The organism is Georgenia sp. Z1491, from assembly GCF_057652395.1.
This window is the reverse complement of record NZ_CM172729.1, coordinates 2500272-2514595: the sequence shown is the minus strand read 5'-3', so window position 1 is coordinate 2514595 and position 14324 is coordinate 2500272. Positions and strand designations below refer to the sequence as shown.

15 protein-coding genes are annotated in these 14324 nt (G+C 72.9%); 12 read left to right on the top strand and 3 right to left on the bottom strand.

Going from position 1 to position 14324, the window contains the following annotated elements:
- Nucleotides 1-40: 40 nt before the first annotated feature.
- The gene (locus tag AC24HA_RS11580; protein WP_425709708.1) at nucleotides 41-1060 is read right to left on the bottom strand and encodes a COX15/CtaA family protein; all 1020 of its coding nucleotides are present in this window, start codon (nucleotides 1058-1060) and stop codon (nucleotides 41-43) included.
- A gap of 70 nt (nucleotides 1061-1130) precedes the next feature.
- Between AC24HA_RS11580 and AC24HA_RS11575 the strand changes: the two genes are divergently transcribed.
- The gene (locus AC24HA_RS11575) at nucleotides 1131-1523 is read left to right on the top strand and encodes a serine/threonine protein phosphatase (protein ID WP_425709707.1); all 393 of its coding nucleotides are present in this window, start codon (nucleotides 1131-1133) and stop codon (nucleotides 1521-1523) included.
- 19 nt (nucleotides 1524-1542) lie between these two features.
- Here the strand turns inward: AC24HA_RS11575 and AC24HA_RS11570 are convergent, their stop codons facing one another.
- Together AC24HA_RS11570 and AC24HA_RS11565 are read right to left on the bottom strand one after the other, a co-directional pair.
- Complete coding sequence (locus AC24HA_RS11570; RefSeq protein ID WP_425709706.1) at nucleotides 1543-2301, bottom strand: ABC transporter permease; 759 nt, start codon at nucleotides 2299-2301, stop codon at nucleotides 1543-1545.
- Nucleotides 2298-3470, bottom strand: coding sequence for an ABC transporter ATP-binding protein (locus tag AC24HA_RS11565; RefSeq protein WP_425709705.1), 1173 nt, complete (start codon nucleotides 3468-3470; stop codon nucleotides 2298-2300). The genes AC24HA_RS11570 and AC24HA_RS11565 overlap by 4 nt, the downstream gene beginning before the upstream one ends.
- Before the next feature lie 135 nt (nucleotides 3471-3605).
- On the opposite strand from AC24HA_RS11565, the gene AC24HA_RS11560 reads away from it, so the two are divergent.
- The 11 genes from AC24HA_RS11560 (at nucleotide 3606) to AC24HA_RS11510 (ending at nucleotide 14295) form a co-directional block, all read left to right on the top strand.
- Nucleotides 3606-5024, top strand: coding sequence for an FGGY family carbohydrate kinase (locus tag AC24HA_RS11560; protein WP_425709704.1), 1419 nt, complete (start codon nucleotides 3606-3608; stop codon nucleotides 5022-5024).
- A 1002-nt stretch (nucleotides 5025-6026) separates the two neighbouring features.
- Entirely contained in the window at nucleotides 6027-6761 is a 735-nt protein-coding gene (locus AC24HA_RS11555; protein ID WP_425709703.1) for a helix-turn-helix transcriptional regulator, read from the top strand.
- Nucleotides 6758-8197 carry a Fe-S cluster assembly protein SufB gene (sufB, locus tag AC24HA_RS11550; protein ID WP_425709702.1) on the top strand — a complete coding sequence of 480 codons (1440 nt, stop codon included), beginning with the start codon at nucleotides 6758-6760 and terminating at the stop codon, nucleotides 8195-8197. Before AC24HA_RS11555 ends, sufB begins: the two co-directional genes overlap by 4 nt.
- The gene (sufD, locus tag AC24HA_RS11545) at nucleotides 8197-9390 is read left to right on the top strand and encodes a Fe-S cluster assembly protein SufD (RefSeq protein ID WP_425709701.1); all 1194 of its coding nucleotides are present in this window, start codon (nucleotides 8197-8199) and stop codon (nucleotides 9388-9390) included. Before sufB ends, sufD begins: the two co-directional genes overlap by 1 nt.
- A gap of 2 nt (nucleotides 9391-9392) precedes the next feature.
- Nucleotides 9393-9731 carry a non-heme iron oxygenase ferredoxin subunit gene (locus tag AC24HA_RS11540; protein ID WP_425709731.1) on the top strand — a complete coding sequence of 113 codons (339 nt, stop codon included), beginning with the start codon at nucleotides 9393-9395 and terminating at the stop codon, nucleotides 9729-9731.
- Between the two features lie 31 nt (nucleotides 9732-9762).
- Entirely contained in the window at nucleotides 9763-10521 is a 759-nt protein-coding gene (sufC, locus tag AC24HA_RS11535; RefSeq protein ID WP_425709700.1) for a Fe-S cluster assembly ATPase SufC, read from the top strand.
- A gap of 8 nt (nucleotides 10522-10529) precedes the next feature.
- Complete coding sequence (locus AC24HA_RS11530; protein ID WP_425709699.1) at nucleotides 10530-11867, top strand: SufS family cysteine desulfurase; 1338 nt, start codon at nucleotides 10530-10532, stop codon at nucleotides 11865-11867.
- 1 nt (nucleotide 11868) lies between these two features.
- Nucleotides 11869-12339, top strand: coding sequence for a Fe-S cluster assembly sulfur transfer protein SufU (gene sufU / locus AC24HA_RS11525; RefSeq protein WP_425709698.1), 471 nt, complete (start codon nucleotides 11869-11871; stop codon nucleotides 12337-12339).
- A 53-nt stretch (nucleotides 12340-12392) separates the two neighbouring features.
- The gene (locus AC24HA_RS11520) at nucleotides 12393-12731 is read left to right on the top strand and encodes a metal-sulfur cluster assembly factor (RefSeq protein ID WP_425709730.1); all 339 of its coding nucleotides are present in this window, start codon (nucleotides 12393-12395) and stop codon (nucleotides 12729-12731) included.
- Nucleotides 12732-12919: 188 nt separating this feature from the next.
- Nucleotides 12920-14023, top strand: a complete 1104-nt coding sequence (locus AC24HA_RS11515) for a hypothetical protein (protein WP_425709697.1) — start codon at nucleotides 12920-12922, stop codon at nucleotides 14021-14023.
- The gene (locus AC24HA_RS11510; RefSeq protein WP_425709696.1) at nucleotides 13963-14295 is read left to right on the top strand and encodes a hypothetical protein; all 333 of its coding nucleotides are present in this window, start codon (nucleotides 13963-13965) and stop codon (nucleotides 14293-14295) included. The genes AC24HA_RS11515 and AC24HA_RS11510 overlap by 61 nt, the downstream gene beginning before the upstream one ends.
- Nucleotides 14296-14324 lie beyond the last annotated feature (29 nt).

Below are 14324 nucleotides of genomic sequence, written 5' to 3'. Positions count from 1 at the left end.
CCCGGGGGCGGACTCCCCGCCGGGGTGACTGCGGCCCGGCTCAGCCCGACGAGCCGGCTCGCGCTGCAACGGGTACATCAGCAGCAGGACGGTCGACGGTCGACGCCCACAGCCACGTCGTGGCACCGACGACGAACGCGGCGATGAGCATGTGGAGGATGACGAGGGCGCCCGGCAGGCCGGTCGCGTGCTGGACGATGCCGGTGACTGCGCCGGCCACGGTCAGGGCCACGAGCGTCCAGGCCGCCGTGACGGCCCGCCCGAGGGCCGGCTCCGCGCGTCGTCGTCGGGTGATGAGGAACGTGACCACCACGAGGACGGCCGTGAACGCGTACACCGCCCAGGCGTGCACGCGGGTGATGGCCAGCGGGTCCAGCGCCCAGCGGTAGGGGTGGGTGTCGTCGCCCGAGTGCGGGCCGGCCCCGGTGACCACGGTGCCGAGGACCGTCATGACGGCGGCGAGCGCGACGAGCACCTTGAGGAGCCCGCGGGTACGCGGATCGAGGAGGCGCCGCGGCTCGGTGTCCGGGGAGGCCAGCCGCACGAGCAGGTAGGTCGAGAACGCCACGAGGCCGAGCGAGACGTACATGTGCAGGCCCACGACGGCGGGGTGGAGGTCGAGCAGCACGGTGATCCCGCCGATGACGGCCTGGAGCGCGACGCCGATCAGCGGCACGAGCGCGAGCGCGTGCAGGCGGCGCGGGCGGCTCCTCGTCGGCTCGGTCCGCCACACGAGGATCACCAGCGCGAGCGCGACGATGCCGAGCACCCCGGTGAGCGTGCGGTTCCCGAACTCGATGAACGCGTGGTAGCTCGTCTCCTCGTGGAACACGGGGGTGAACTCGCCCGGCTCGCACATCGGCCAGGTCGAGCAGCCGAGGCCGGAGCCCGTGACCCTGACGAGACCGCCGGTGACGATGATCCCGATCTGGCACACGAGGTTGGCCACCGCGACCCACCAGGTCAGCGGGGAGACGAGGTCGCGGCGCCCGGGTCGGACCGGGCCGCCACCGCCGAGACGCCTGGTGGGGACGGGATCCGTGGGGGGTGCTGCGCTCACCGCTCCAGACTACGTCCGGTCGCAGGCGAAAAACCTTGCTCGTCGGCGTGACGTCGCTAGCGTCGGGCCGGTGAGCCAGTACGCGACCGGCGGAGCCGGCATGTCCGACCTGACGGTGTTCGACCACGTCCGCGGCGCCGACGGCGAGCACGTCGGATACATCGGCATGACCGACGACGGGCAGTTCGTACCGTTCGACCGGTTCCACCGCCGGCGGGGGGACGCCATGGACCTCGACGAGGCCGAGGCCGTCCTGGAGGAGGCCGGGCTGTCCTGGCTCGCCGAGGACTGGCTGCTCGACGTCGACGGCGAGCGCGTGGCCGTCCGGGTCGTCGAGCTGCGGCGCGACGTGGTCGTCGTCGCCCGTGCGATGGAGGACATGACCGCACACGTGGCGAAGGCTGTCGACCTCACCCAGACCGTCGAGCTCGCGCTGCCCACCGACCGGCTGAGCCCGGCCTGAGCCCCGTCCGACGCGGGGACTACTCCTCCCAGCGGACCACGCGCGCCGCGACCACGGGCAGGACCACGGCCCACGCCGCGAGGACCGCGACCGACAGCCAGTCCGGAGCGCCCGGGGTCGCGAGCGAGCGCAGCGCCTCGCCGAGCGCGCCGGACGGGGTGAACGAGACGATCGCGCCCCACCAGGCCGGGTAGGTCGACGTCGGGGCGAGGACCCCGCCGCCGGCAGCGAGCAGCACCCACAGGGTGTTGGCGATCGCGAGCACGGCCTCGGCCCGCAGCGTGCCGCCGACGACGACGCCGAACGCGGTGAACGCCGCCGTTCCCAGGAGCACCGTGAGCAGGGCGACGGGCACGGCCACCGACCAGCTCCCGAGGTCGGGGCGCCACCCGACGACGAGCGCGGTGGCGGTCAGCAGCACCACCTGGACCACGACGAGCGCGAGCACCGCACCCGCACGCCCGGCGAGCAGGCCGCGGGGACCGAGAGGGGTCGTGGCGAGCTGCCGCAGCACGCCCCACCGGCGGTCGAAGGCGAGCGCGATCGCCACCGAGGGCAGGCCGGCGGCGCTGATCGCGAGGGCAAGGGCAGAGCTGAGGGCCGCGCCGTGCTCCTGGCCGGAGCCGGAGACCGGGAGCGCCACGACGTCGGTCATCACGAGCGCGACGAGCGCGCCGATCGGCATGAGCAGGGTGAGGAGCAGCTGCTCCCCGTTGCGCAGCGTGCCGACCGTGTCGAACCGGGCCTGCGCGAGGGCCCGGCGCACCGCGGGGCTCACCGGGACCTCCGGCGACGGCGCGGCGAGGCGCCGTCGGCCTGTTCCGGGTCGGGGGAGGGGGAGAGGGAGCGACCGGTGAGCTCGAGGAACGCGTCCTCCAGCGTGCGCCGGCCCGCGACGATCTCGACGCCCGCGCGGGCGGTGGCTGTCTCGACCGGCCCGGCCGAGGCGGCCGTCTCGGCGGCGTCGTCGCCCGCCCCGGTCGAACCGCCCGCCCTCGTCGCCTCGCTCGCCCTGGCGGCGGCCGTCTCTGCAGCGGCGTTCCCGGTCACCTCGGCGGCGGTCGTCTCTGCGGCGGCGGAGACCGCGGCGACGTCGTGGGCGTCGGGCCCGTGCGTCCCGGGCGCGAGCAGGACGCGGGCGGCGGCGCCGTCCCGTGCCGGCGCGGTGGCCTCCGCGAGGTCCGTCCGGCCGGCGGCCGCGAGTGCGGCGGCGAGGTCGCGGGCCCAGTCCGCCCCCGCGCGCCCGTCGGGTGCGAACGCGTCGACGAGCGAGTGCCCGGCGAGCTCACCAGGGGCGCCGGTCGCCACGACGGTCCCGGCGTCGACGACGACCACCTGGTCGGCGAGCTCCTCGGCGTCGTCCATGAGGTGGGTGGTGAGCACGATCGCCACGCCGTCGGACCGCAGCTCGCGCACGAGGGCCCACGTCTCCCGGCGCGAGCGGGGGTCGAGGCCGGCGCTGGGCTCGTCGAGGAACACGAGCCGGGGCCGGCCGACGACGGCGCACGCGAGCGCGAGCCGCTGGCGCTGACCGCCGGACAGGCGCCGCACGGGCGTGCGGGCGGACGAGGTGAGGTCGAGGCGTTCGAGCAGCTCACCCGGGTCGAGGGGACGGTCGTACATCCGGGAGACGTGGGTGAGGACGTCGCCGGCGCGCGGCGCCATCGGCAGGCCGCCGTCCTGGAGCATGACGCCGACGAATTCGCGCAGGGGCGCGGCCGACGCCGGGTCGGACCGGTCGAGCCCGAGCACGCGGATCGTCCCCGAGTCCGGTCGGCGCAGACCGACGCAGCACTCCACGGTCGTCGTCTTGCCCGCCCCGTTCGGGCCTAGCAGGGCCGTGACCTCACCGGCGGCCGCCGTCAGGTCGATGCCGTCGGCGGCGGGGCGGCCGCCGTACGCGCGGCGGAGCTCGCGCACCTCGAGCGCGGCGGGGGAGTCGGGCACCGGCTCAGGGTAGTTCGGGGTGCCGGTGTACCTGGTGCCCGTCCGCCGGCCCGGGCTGCGCCGACCGCCCGCTGCGCGGCGGCCTGCCCGGTGCCACCATGGTCGAGCCAGCATGATCCCTGAGGAAGGTGAGCCATGACGCTCGTCGCGGGGGTCGACTCCTCGACCCAGAGCTGCAAGGTCCTCGTCGTCGATGCGGACACCGGTGAGGTCGTGCGCGAGGGGCGGGCCCCGCACCCGGACGGCACCGCCGTCGATCCGAACGCCTGGTGGGACGCCCTCCTGGCGGCGGTCGAGGATGCCGGCGGTCTGGACGACGTCGCCGCGATCTCGGTCGGCGCCCAGCAGCACGGCATGGTCTGCCTCGACGAGCGCGGCGAGGTGGTTCGCGACGCCCTGCTGTGGAACGACACCCGCTCCCACACCGCCGTGAACTCCCTGCACGAGGACCTCCCGCCGGAGGAGTGGGTCCGGCGCACCGGGCTCGCGCTCCTGCCCTCGTACACGGTGACGAAGGTGCGCTGGCTGCGGGACGACGAGCCGGACAACGCCGCGCGCACCGCCGCGGTCGCCCTGCCGCACGACCACCTCACGTGGCGTCTGCGCGGATTCGGCCCGAACGACCCAGACCTGGAGGCGCTGACGACGGACCGCTCCGACGCCAGCGGCACCGGCTACTGGTCCGGCACCACCGAGGACTACGACCTGGAGCTGTTCGAGCTCGCCCTGGGCAGGCGCGCGGTCCTGCCCCGCGTGCTCGGCCCCACCGACTCCGCGGGCACCACCGCGGAGGGCCTCCCGGGCATCCCTGCGGGACTGCCGATCGGGGTGGGCGCGGGCGACAACGCCGCCGCGGCACTCGCGCTGCAGCTCGAGGTCGGGGACGCCGTCATGTCCCTGGGGACCTCGGGCACCGTCTACGCCCGGACCGACCGCCCGGTGCAGGACGAGCAGCGGGTGCACGCGAGCTTCGCCGACTGCACCGGCGACCACCTCCCGCTCGCGGCCACGCTCAACGCGGCGCGGAACCTCGACGTCGTGGGGCGGCTCCTCGGACTGGACCACGCCGCGCTGGCCGACCTCGCGCTGGAGGCCGCCCCGGGCGCGGACGGACTCGCGCTCCTGCCGTACTTCACGGGGGAGCGGACCCCCAACCTCCCGGGAGCCCGCGGCTCGCTGCACGGCCTCACGCTGGAGAACCTCACGCCGGCCAACCTCGCCCGCGCCACGTTCGAGGGCATGCTCGCCAGCCAGGTCGTCATGCTCGAGGCCCTCGCCCGCCTCGGCGTGCCCGTCCACCGGCTCCTGCTCAGCGGAGGGGCGGCCGACAACCGGGCCTTGCGTGCGGTCCTCCCGCACCTGGTCGACGTGCCCGTCGAGGTCCCTTCGCCCGGTGAGTACGTCGCCCTCGGCGCTGCCGCGCAGGCCGCGGCCACCCTCACGGGCTCCTTCCCGAGATGGGCGACGGACCGGACCAGCCTCGGACGGACCGAGCTCACACCCGTCGTTGCGGAGCAGCACGCGGCCGCAAAGCACGCACTCGGGTACACCTGAGTGCCGGGAGGAGGGATCGGCGAGGGCCCGGGGGGGAGAGGTGCGCGGGCGTGGGTCGTTCGTCGTCGTCGGAGACCTCGGCCTGTCATCGTCGGGGACCTCGGCCTGTCGTCGACGGCGAGGACCTCGGCCGCCCGTCGACGGCGAGGAGCTCGGCCGAACGGCGACGGCGCCCCGGCTGGCTGTCCGGTTCCGGGCTGCGCGAGCCTGCAACGGTTGGCTGTCCGGTTCCGGGCTGATCGAGCCTGCACCGGCGTCGAGGGCGCGGTGTGTCGCCGAGATGACGAGCTGGGTGTCGAGTGGAGGGCCGCCGTCGGTGCTCTCGGCACATCGACCGCGTCCTCGGCGGGGACACCGCGTCCTCGGCACCTCGACCGCGTCCTCGGTGCGGAGGCCACGCCGCCACCCCACCGGGCGGATCGCGCCTACCTGCACCGGCCGCTGCCCTGGCCTGCCCTGCGCCGAGTCAGTGAGGTAGGTGCCGAGTCAACCCCCGCGGGGCCCTGTCTCGACGGTTACCTGATTGCCTCGGCGGGATCGGCGCGAGTCGAGGACGTCGGCGAACCGGACCGGCCTCGCCGATCACCGGCTGATCGACGTGCCCGCACCCGCCGCCACTACCGCCCCAACACCAGCCGCCGCACCCGCCGCCACTTCCGCCCCCACACCAGCCCCCACACCAGCCGCCACTACCGCCCCCGCACCAGCCCCCACACCAGCCGCCACGACCGTCCCCACACCCGCCCACAGGCCCCCGCGACCCACGTCACAGACTCCTCGACGACACCCTCCCGGACCCCGCCCACCAGCGTGGTGTGCCTGGTCACAGGCCCATTGAGCCGCCCGCGAACGCTCCCCCAGGTTAGGCGAACCTTGCTGGACGACCCCCATTAGGCAACGCATACTGTGTGTAATTCATCGGCGACCTCGGGCGGCAGCCCGCCGCTCCAGGACGAGCCCCTTCGGGCCCCTCGTCGGTGACATCGACAGAGGGAGGCACGCATGACGCAGGCGAGCCCACCGCTGCACCCGACCACCGGGGGCGAGGACACCTCCACGCGCGACCGCGTGCTCGGGCTCGTGCTCGAGCACGGCCCGGTGTGCGCCGCGGACGTGGCCGACGAGCTCGAGCTCACCTCGGCCGCCGTGCGCCGCCACATCGGCGCACTGGAGGCCCAGGGCCTCATCACCGTGCAGCGCAACCCCGGGACGACGACCCCGCGCCGCGGCCGTCCCGCCCGGCACTACGTCGCGACCGACGCCGGCCGCGCCGAGTTCACCGACGCCTACTCCGACCTCGCCGGGCAGGTCCTCGACTTCCTCGTGGAGAAGGCCGGCGCCGAGGCGGCCGACGAGTTCGCCGACCGGCGCGTCGGCGACCTCGAGCGCCGCTACGCCGACCAGCTCGAGGGCACCAGCCCGGGCGCGGAGCGCGTGCAGGCCCTCGCGGAGGCGCTGACCGCCGACGGCTACGCCGCCACCGTGCGCAAGGTCGGCGACAACGAGATCGCCGTCCAGCTCTGCCAGGGGCACTGCCCGGTGCAGGACGTGGCCGAGGCGTTCCCCCAGCTCTGCGAGGCGGAGACGCGTGCGTTCTCCCGCCTCCTCGGTGTCCACGTGCAGCGGCTCGCGACCCTCGCGAGCGGCGGCTACATGTGCACCACCCACGTGCCACTGGCACTTCCCACACGTCAGAACCCCCACCCGACACCGGTCGGCACGGAAGGACCTCGATGACCACCACAACACCTCCCGCCCGGGAGCAGCTGACCCAGGAAGAGACGATCGCGTCCATCGGTCAGTACGGCTACGGCTGGCGCGACTCGGACGACGCCGGACAGGCGGCGCGCCGCGGCCTGTCCGAGGACGTCGTGCGCGACATCTCGGACAAGAAGGACGAGTCCGAGTGGATGCGCAAGCTGCGGCTCAAGGCGCTGCGCCTGTTCGACCGCAAGCCCATGCCCGAGTGGGGCGCGGACCTGTCCGGCATCGACTTCGACCTGATCAAGTACTTCGTGCGGTCCACGGAGAAGCAGGCGACGAGCTGGGAGGACCTCCCGGAGGACATCAAGAACACGTACGACCGGCTGGGCATCCCGGAGGCCGAGAAGCAGCGGCTCGTCGCGGGTGTCGCCGCCCAGTACGAGTCCGAGGTCGTCTACCACCAGATCCGTGAGGACCTGGAGCAGCAGGGCGTCCTCTTCCTCGACACGGACACGGCGCTCAAGGAGCACCCGGAGATCTTCGAGGAGTACTTCGGCACCGTGATCCCCCCGGGGGACAACAAGTTCGCCTCGCTCAACACCGCCGTGTGGTCGGGCGGCTCGTTCGTGTACGTCCCCAAGGGCGTCCATGTCGAGATCCCGCTGCAGGCCTACTTCCGCATCAACACGGAGAACATGGGGCAGTTCGAGCGGACGCTGATCATCGCGGACGAGGGCTCCTACGTGCACTACGTCGAGGGCTGCACCGCGCCGATCTACAAGTCGGACTCGCTGCACTCCGCGGTCGTCGAGATCATCGTCAAGAAGGACGCCCGCGTCCGCTACACGACGATCCAGAACTGGTCGAACAACGTGTACAACCTCGTCACCAAGCGCGCCACGGTCGAGCAGGGCGGCGTCATGGAGTGGATCGACGGCAACATCGGCTCCAAGGTGACGATGAAGTACCCGGCGGTCTACCTCATGGGCGAGCACGCCCGGGGCGAGACCCTCTCGATCGCCTTCGCCGGCGCCGACCAGCACCAGGACACCGGCTCGAAGATGGTGCACCTCGCGCCGCACACCTCGAGCTCGATCGTCTCGAAGTCCGTGGCCCGCGGCGGCGGTCGCGCCTCCTACCGGGGGCTCGTCCAGGTGCTCGAGGGCGCCGCGCACAGCAAGTCCAACGTGCTGTGCGACGCGCTGCTCGTCGACACCGTCTCGCGCTCCGACACCTACCCGTACGTCGACGTCCGCGTCGACGACGTGGAGATGGGCCACGAGGCCACCGTCTCCAAGGTCAGCGAGGAGCAGCTGTTCTACCTCATGTCCCGAGGCATGGAGGAGACGGAGGCCATGGCGATGATCGTCCGCGGCTTCGTCGAGCCCATCGCCCGTGAGCTGCCCATGGAGTACGCCCTGGAGCTCAACCGCCTCATCGAGCTGCAGATGGAAGGAAGCGTCGGCTGATGACCGCCACCCCGATCGTCGATCACTCCCAGGCGCGCGCCGACGACGCGCACAGCCACGGGGTCGTCCCCGAGGCCTCGCGGGCCGCCCGAGCCGCGTCGTTCGACCTTGCCGACCTGCCCGTGCCCACCGGCAGGGAGGAGGAGTGGCGGTTCACCCCCGTCGACTCCCTCCAGGAGATCCTCGCCGCGGAGCCGAGCTCCGCACGGCTGGCCTGGGACACCGAGCTGCCCGACGGCGTCACCCTCACCGAGATCTCGGCCGAGGACGCCCGCGGACGCACCCGCATCCTGCCCGGCGACCGGCCCGCTGCGGCGGCCGCGGAGCACGGCGGGAAGACGGTGCTCGTCAGCGTGCCGGCGGACACCGAGCTGGACCGCCCGGTCATGCTCGGCCTGTCCGGCTCCTCGGTCTCGGACCTCGTGTGGGGCAACGTCGTCGTCGAGGTGGGGGCGAACTCCCGCGCGATCGTCGTCGTGCGCCACACCGGCTCTGCCACGTACGGCGAGCGGCTCACGCTCGACGCCGCCGAGGGTTCGCACGTCACCCTGGTCACGCTCCAGGAGTGGGACGACGACGCGATCCACCTGTCGGAGAACGCGATCCAGATCGCGAAGGACGCCACGGTCAAGCACGTCGTCGTCACGCTCGGCGGCGAGGTGGTGCGTGTCTCGACGAACGCCCGCTTCGAGGGCACCGGCGGTGACCTCGAGCTGCTCGGCCTGTACTTCACGGACTCCGGCCAGCACCAGGAGCACCGCCTGTTCGTCGACCACGCGGTGCCGTCGTGCAAGTCGAACGCGACGTACAAGGGCGCCCTGCAGGGCGAGAGCGCGCACTCGGTGTGGGTGGGGGACGTCCTCATCCGCAAGGAGGCCGAGGGCACCGACACCTACGAGCTCAACCGCAACCTCGTCCTCACCGAGGGGGCGCGCGCCGACTCGGTGCCGAACCTCGAGATCGAGACCGGTGAGATCGAGGGGGCCGGCCACGCCTCGGCGACCGGACGCTTCGACGACGAGCAGCTGTTCTACCTGCGGGCCCGCGGCATCCCCGAGGAGGAGGCCCGCCGGCTCGTCGTCCATGGCTTCTTCGCCGAGCTCATCAAGCAGATCGGCGTGCCCGAGGTCGAGGAGGGACTGACGAAGGCCATCGAGGCCGAGCTGGACCTCACGATGGCGAGCAGCGCGTGAGCATGACCCGTGTCGCCTCCGCGGCCGACCTCGAACCCGGCGACGTCACGCTCGTGACGGCGTCGGGCGAGGACGGCCGCGAGCGACGCATCGCGCTCGCGCGCGACGAGGACGGCAGTCTCCACGCGCTGGACGACACCTGCAGCCACGAGCGGATCTCGCTGTCCGACGGCGAGGTGTTCGACGGGGCGCTCGAGTGCTGGAAGCACGGGTCCGCGTTCGACCTGCGCACCGGCCGTCCCACCTCCCTGCCCGCCACGGTGCCGGTCACCGTCTACGCCCTCGCCATCGAGGGTGACGACGTGCTGATCGACCCCGACACCCACGTCAACGCCGCCTGAGCGGCCGCCCAGAAACGTCAAGGAGCACCACATGTCCACCCTGGAGATCAAGAACCTCCACGTGTCCGTCGAGACCGCGGACGGCCCGAAGCCGATCCTGCGCGGCGTCGACCTCACCATCAACTCCGGCGAGATCCACGCCGTCATGGGCCCGAACGGCTCCGGCAAGTCGACGCTCGCGTACTCCATCGCCGGTCACCCGAAGTACACGGTCACCGAGGGCGAGGTCCTCCTGGACGGCGAGAACATCCTCGAGATGAGCGTCGACGAGCGCGCCCGCGCCGGTATGTTCCTCGCCATGCAGTACCCGGTCGAGGTCCCGGGCGTCACGGTGTCGAACTTCCTGCGCACCGCGAAGACCGCGATCGACGGCGAGGCCCCCGCGCTGCGCACCTGGGTCAAGGACGTCAGCGGCGCCATGCAGAACCTGCGCATGGACCCCGCCTTCGCCCAGCGCGACGTCAACACCGGCTTCTCGGGCGGCGAGAAGAAGCGCCACGAGATCCTCCAGATGGGTCTGCTGCGGCCGCGCTTCGCCGTCCTCGACGAGACGGACTCCGGTCTCGACGTCGACGCGCTGCGCGTGGTGTCCGAGGGCATCAACGACGTGCACGCCGACATCGGCGCCGGGATCCTGCTCATCACGCATTACACGCGGATCCTCAAGTACGTGACCCCGGACTTCGTCCACGTCTTCGTCGACGGCCGCGTAGCCGAGGAGGGTGGCCCCGAGCTCGCCGAGCGTCTCGAGTCCGAGGGCTACGACCGCTTCAGCCCGGTGGGGGCCTGACGACCACGATGAGCTCCACCACCGCCGCACCCGCCACCGGCAGCACCGCTGCCGGGGCGGGTGCGCGCGGCGTCGGCCACGGCTACGACCTGGCCGCCGTCCGCGCCGACTTCCCGATCCTCGCCCGCACGCTCGCGGAGGACCGCCCGCTGGTCTACCTCGACTCGGGCGCGACCTCGCAGAAGCCGAGCGTCGTCCTCGCGGCCGAGGAGCTGTTCTACGAGCGGTCGAACGCGGCCGTGCACCGCGGTGCGCACCAGCTCGCCGACGAGGCGACGCAGCTCTACGAGGACGCCCGCGCCACCGTGGCTCGGTTCGTCGGCGTCCGCACGGAAGAGATCGTGTGGACGAAGAACGCCACCGAGGGCCTCAACCTCGTCGCGTACGCCTTCATCAACGCGACCGCCGGCCGCGGCGGGACGGCGTCGAGCCGGTTCGTCCTGTCCGAGGGCGACGAGATCGTCGTCACCGAGGCCGAGCACCACGCGAACCTCGTGCCGTGGCAGGAGGTCGCCGCCCACACGGGCGCCACCCTGCGCTGGCTCGGCCTGACCGACGACGGTCGCATCGACCTGTCGACCCTCGACGTCATCACCGACCGCACGAAGGTCGTCGCCCTCGCGCACGCGCAGAACGTCACCGGTGCGATCAACCCGGTCGCGCCGATCATCGCCCGGGCCCAGGAGGTCGGCGCCCTCACGGTGCTCGACGCCTGCCAGTCCGTCCCGCACCTGTCCGTCGACCTCGCCGCGCTGGGCGTCGACGTCGCCGCCTTCTCGAGCCACAAGATGCTCGGGCCGACCGGCGTGGGGGCCCTCTACGGCCGCCGCGAGGTGCTCGAGGCCATGCCGCCGTTCCTCACGGGCGGGTCCATGGTCGAGGTCGTGCAGATGGAGTCGACGACCTTCATGCCGCCGCCGGCCCGCTTCGAGGCCGGCTCCCAGATGATCGCCCAGGCCGTCGGGATGGCCGCGGCCGCCCAGTACCTGGGTGACCTGGGCATGGACGCGGTCGCCGCCCACGAGGCCGAGATGGCCGCCCTCCTGCTCGACGCCGTGCGCGGCGTCGACGGGGTGCGCCTGCTCGGCCCCGACGAGCAGGTCGACCGGCTCGCGACCGTGGCGTTCGACGTCGACGGGGTGCACCCCCACGACGTCGGGCAGGTGCTCGACGCCGCCGGCGTGGCCGTGCGGGTGGGCCACCACTGCGCGCAGCCGCTCCACCGGCGCCTCGGTGTCCACGCGTCCACGCGCGCGTCGGCCGGCCCGTACACCAGCGCCGACGACGTGGCCGCGTTCGCGGACGCGCTCACCGACGTCCGACCGTTCTTCGGACTGGGAGGCTGACATGGCGACCGCGATGGAACAGCTCTACCAGCAGGTCATCCTCGACCACTCGCGCGAGCGGCACGGCGCCGGCCTCATCGACCCGTTCGACGGCGAGTCGTTCCAGGTGAACCCGACCTGCGGCGACCAGGTGACGATGCGCGTGCGCCTGGGGAACAACGACGGCGCCCCCGTCGTTGAGCAGGTCGGGTGGGACGGCCACGGCTGCTCCATCTCGCAGGCCTCGATCTCGGTGCTCACCGACCTCGTGACCGGCGAGGAGGTCCGGACGGTCGACGAGATCCACGAGACGTTCCGGGAGCTCATGCACAACCGGGGCGAGGACCTCGACGACGAACGGTCCGACCGGCTCGGCGACGCGACGGCGTTCGTCGGGGTGGCCAAGTTCCACGCACGTATCAAGTGCGCCCTGCTCGGCTGGATGGCTCTGCGGGACGCGCTCGCCCAGGCACTGACCCAGGAGGACGCATGAGCGAGACGACCGACGCCCCGGGCACCACACAGGGGCAGACCTACACGGGCGAGATGGCGGCGCCGGCCCCGGCCGGGCCGACCGCGACGCTCGCCGCCGACGTCGAGGAGGCGATGCGCGACGTCATCGACCCCGAGCTCGGTATCAACGTGGTCGACCTCGGCCTCGTCTACGGGATCACCGTGGACCAGTCGAACCACGCGAGCATCGACATGACGCTCACCTCGGCGGCCTGCCCGCTGACCGACGTCATCGAGGACCAGACCGCGATGGCGCTCGACGGGCTCGTCACGGAGCACCGCATCAACTGGGTGTGGCTGCCGCCGTGGGGCCCGGACAAGATCACGGGCGAGGGCCGCGACCAGCTGCGCGCGCTCGGCTTCAACGTCTGACACGACCCGCCCCCGTCGCCGAGCGTTCGGTCGGGGTTCGTCGAGAGTGCGGCACGGGCCGGCACCCACCCGGGTGCCGGCCCGTCGTCGTGCCCATGGGTCGACTCCCCGTGTCCTCCCGTGCGCGGATCCCGGGTCCGGGCGAGAATGCGCAGGTATCGACCGGACGGACCTCGACGAGGAGCGACGTGCGTAGGACGACCACCACCAGCAGGGCGGTCACGGGACTCCGCGCGGCCGCCGCCGGCCTCGCCGCCGCCCTTCTGCTCGGCTCGTGCGGTGGTGGCGACGACGATCCGGCCGGGTCCCGGTCCGGGTCGTCGTCGTCCCCATCCGGCCCGCTCGAGTCGCCCACAGTCTCCGACGGCGCACGACCGACCGAGTCGGCGAGCGAGGCGCCCGAGGCCCCGTCAGACACCGGCGGATCCGCCGGCGACGGGCGCACGGACGGAACTTCGAGCGGCTGGGTGCGGGGTGATGTGCACGAGGTGCGGGTGCTGGACACGGCCGGCATCGAGCAGACGCCGGGCTGGGTGGCTTCGCTCGCCGCCGCCTCGGACGAGCCGCTGCCCGGCGCCTGGGAGCTCGTCCCGGGCGGCCGGTCCGGCGAGGCACCCCACGCGCGCGCCCTTGCGCCCGACGGCGCCGTGGTGGGCTGGGACGTGGGCTCCACCGGCCAGGGTTCCTGGAACCTGTTCCGTCACCGGTCGGACGGCACCACCGAGCACCTGGTCTACGAGCTCGAGGGGGAGACCGACATCGGGGTGGCGGACCCCGAGCAGACCGTGGTCGACGACGCTGCCGATGCGTCCGGGAGCATCGCCTGGCTCGCGCGCGCGACCGACGGCTCCGGGTCCTGGCGCGTCATGTCGTTGGAGCCGGGCGCGGAGGTCGCCGCCGAGGTCGTCGCCTACGAGGGCACGGGGATCGAGGCCACCCGCATCTGGCTGACCGAGGGCGTGCTCGTCGTCGCGGACTACGACCCGGAGGCCGGCGGGCACGTCGTCCGTCCTGGCGAGCCGCCGAGCGAGCTGCCGTTCCAGCTCTCTACGGCCAGCGCATGGGATGCGGGTTCGGGACACGTCGTCGCGCTCCAGGACGGCGGCGCGGAGGGTCTCGACGTGATGGCGCTCGACGTCACCGACTCCGAGGCCGAACCGCGCACGATCGCCACACTCGCCGTCCCCGACGCGGTGGCCGTCCAGTCCCTCGCCGTGACCAGGACCATGTCGTGGTCCTGGTCGAGGACGTCAGGTCCGAGCCCGCCGACGAGTCGGTCTCCGGGCTGCTGATCCTCTCGCTCGATGACGGCCGGTTCGTGGGCGGGGTCGTCGCCGACTCCCCGCTCGGAGGCGGTGTGGTGGCCGGCGAGCACCTCTGGGTCGCCGCGGGCGACGACGAGGCGGCCGCCGTGTCCGGGCTCTACTCCGTGGACCTGGTGGACGGGACGACGCTCGCCCGTTCCGACTTCCCCGTGAATAGTCTCGCGGCCAACGGAACAGCGGTCGTGGCGAACGTGGTCATCCCTGTCCACCCGCGACCGGCGCTCGTCTGGGTCGACTGAACGACGTCGGCCGATCGACGACGTGCCGG

Excerpts from the sequence above, each read along its gene's own strand:
- sufC (WP_425709700.1), top strand. The coding sequence starts at position 9,763 with ATGTCCACCCTGGAGATCAAGAACCTCCACGTGTCCGTCGAGACCGCG.
- sufU (WP_425709698.1), top strand. The coding sequence starts at position 11,869 with ATGGCGACCGCGATGGAACAGCTCTACCAGCAGGTCATCCTCGACCAC.
- AC24HA_RS11530 (WP_425709699.1), top strand. The coding sequence starts at position 10,530 with ATGAGCTCCACCACCGCCGCACCCGCCACCGGCAGCACCGCTGCCGGG.
- sufB (WP_425709702.1), top strand. The coding sequence starts at position 6,758 with ATGACCACCACAACACCTCCCGCCCGGGAGCAGCTGACCCAGGAAGAG.
- AC24HA_RS11540 (WP_425709731.1), top strand. The coding sequence starts at position 9,393 with ATGACCCGTGTCGCCTCCGCGGCCGACCTCGAACCCGGCGACGTCACG.
- AC24HA_RS11520 (WP_425709730.1), top strand. The coding sequence starts at position 12,393 with ATGGCGGCGCCGGCCCCGGCCGGGCCGACCGCGACGCTCGCCGCCGAC.
- AC24HA_RS11560 (WP_425709704.1), top strand. The coding sequence starts at position 3,606 with ATGACGCTCGTCGCGGGGGTCGACTCCTCGACCCAGAGCTGCAAGGTC.
- sufD (WP_425709701.1), top strand. The coding sequence starts at position 8,197 with ATGACCGCCACCCCGATCGTCGATCACTCCCAGGCGCGCGCCGACGAC.
- AC24HA_RS11555 (WP_425709703.1), top strand. The coding sequence starts at position 6,027 with ATGACGCAGGCGAGCCCACCGCTGCACCCGACCACCGGGGGCGAGGAC.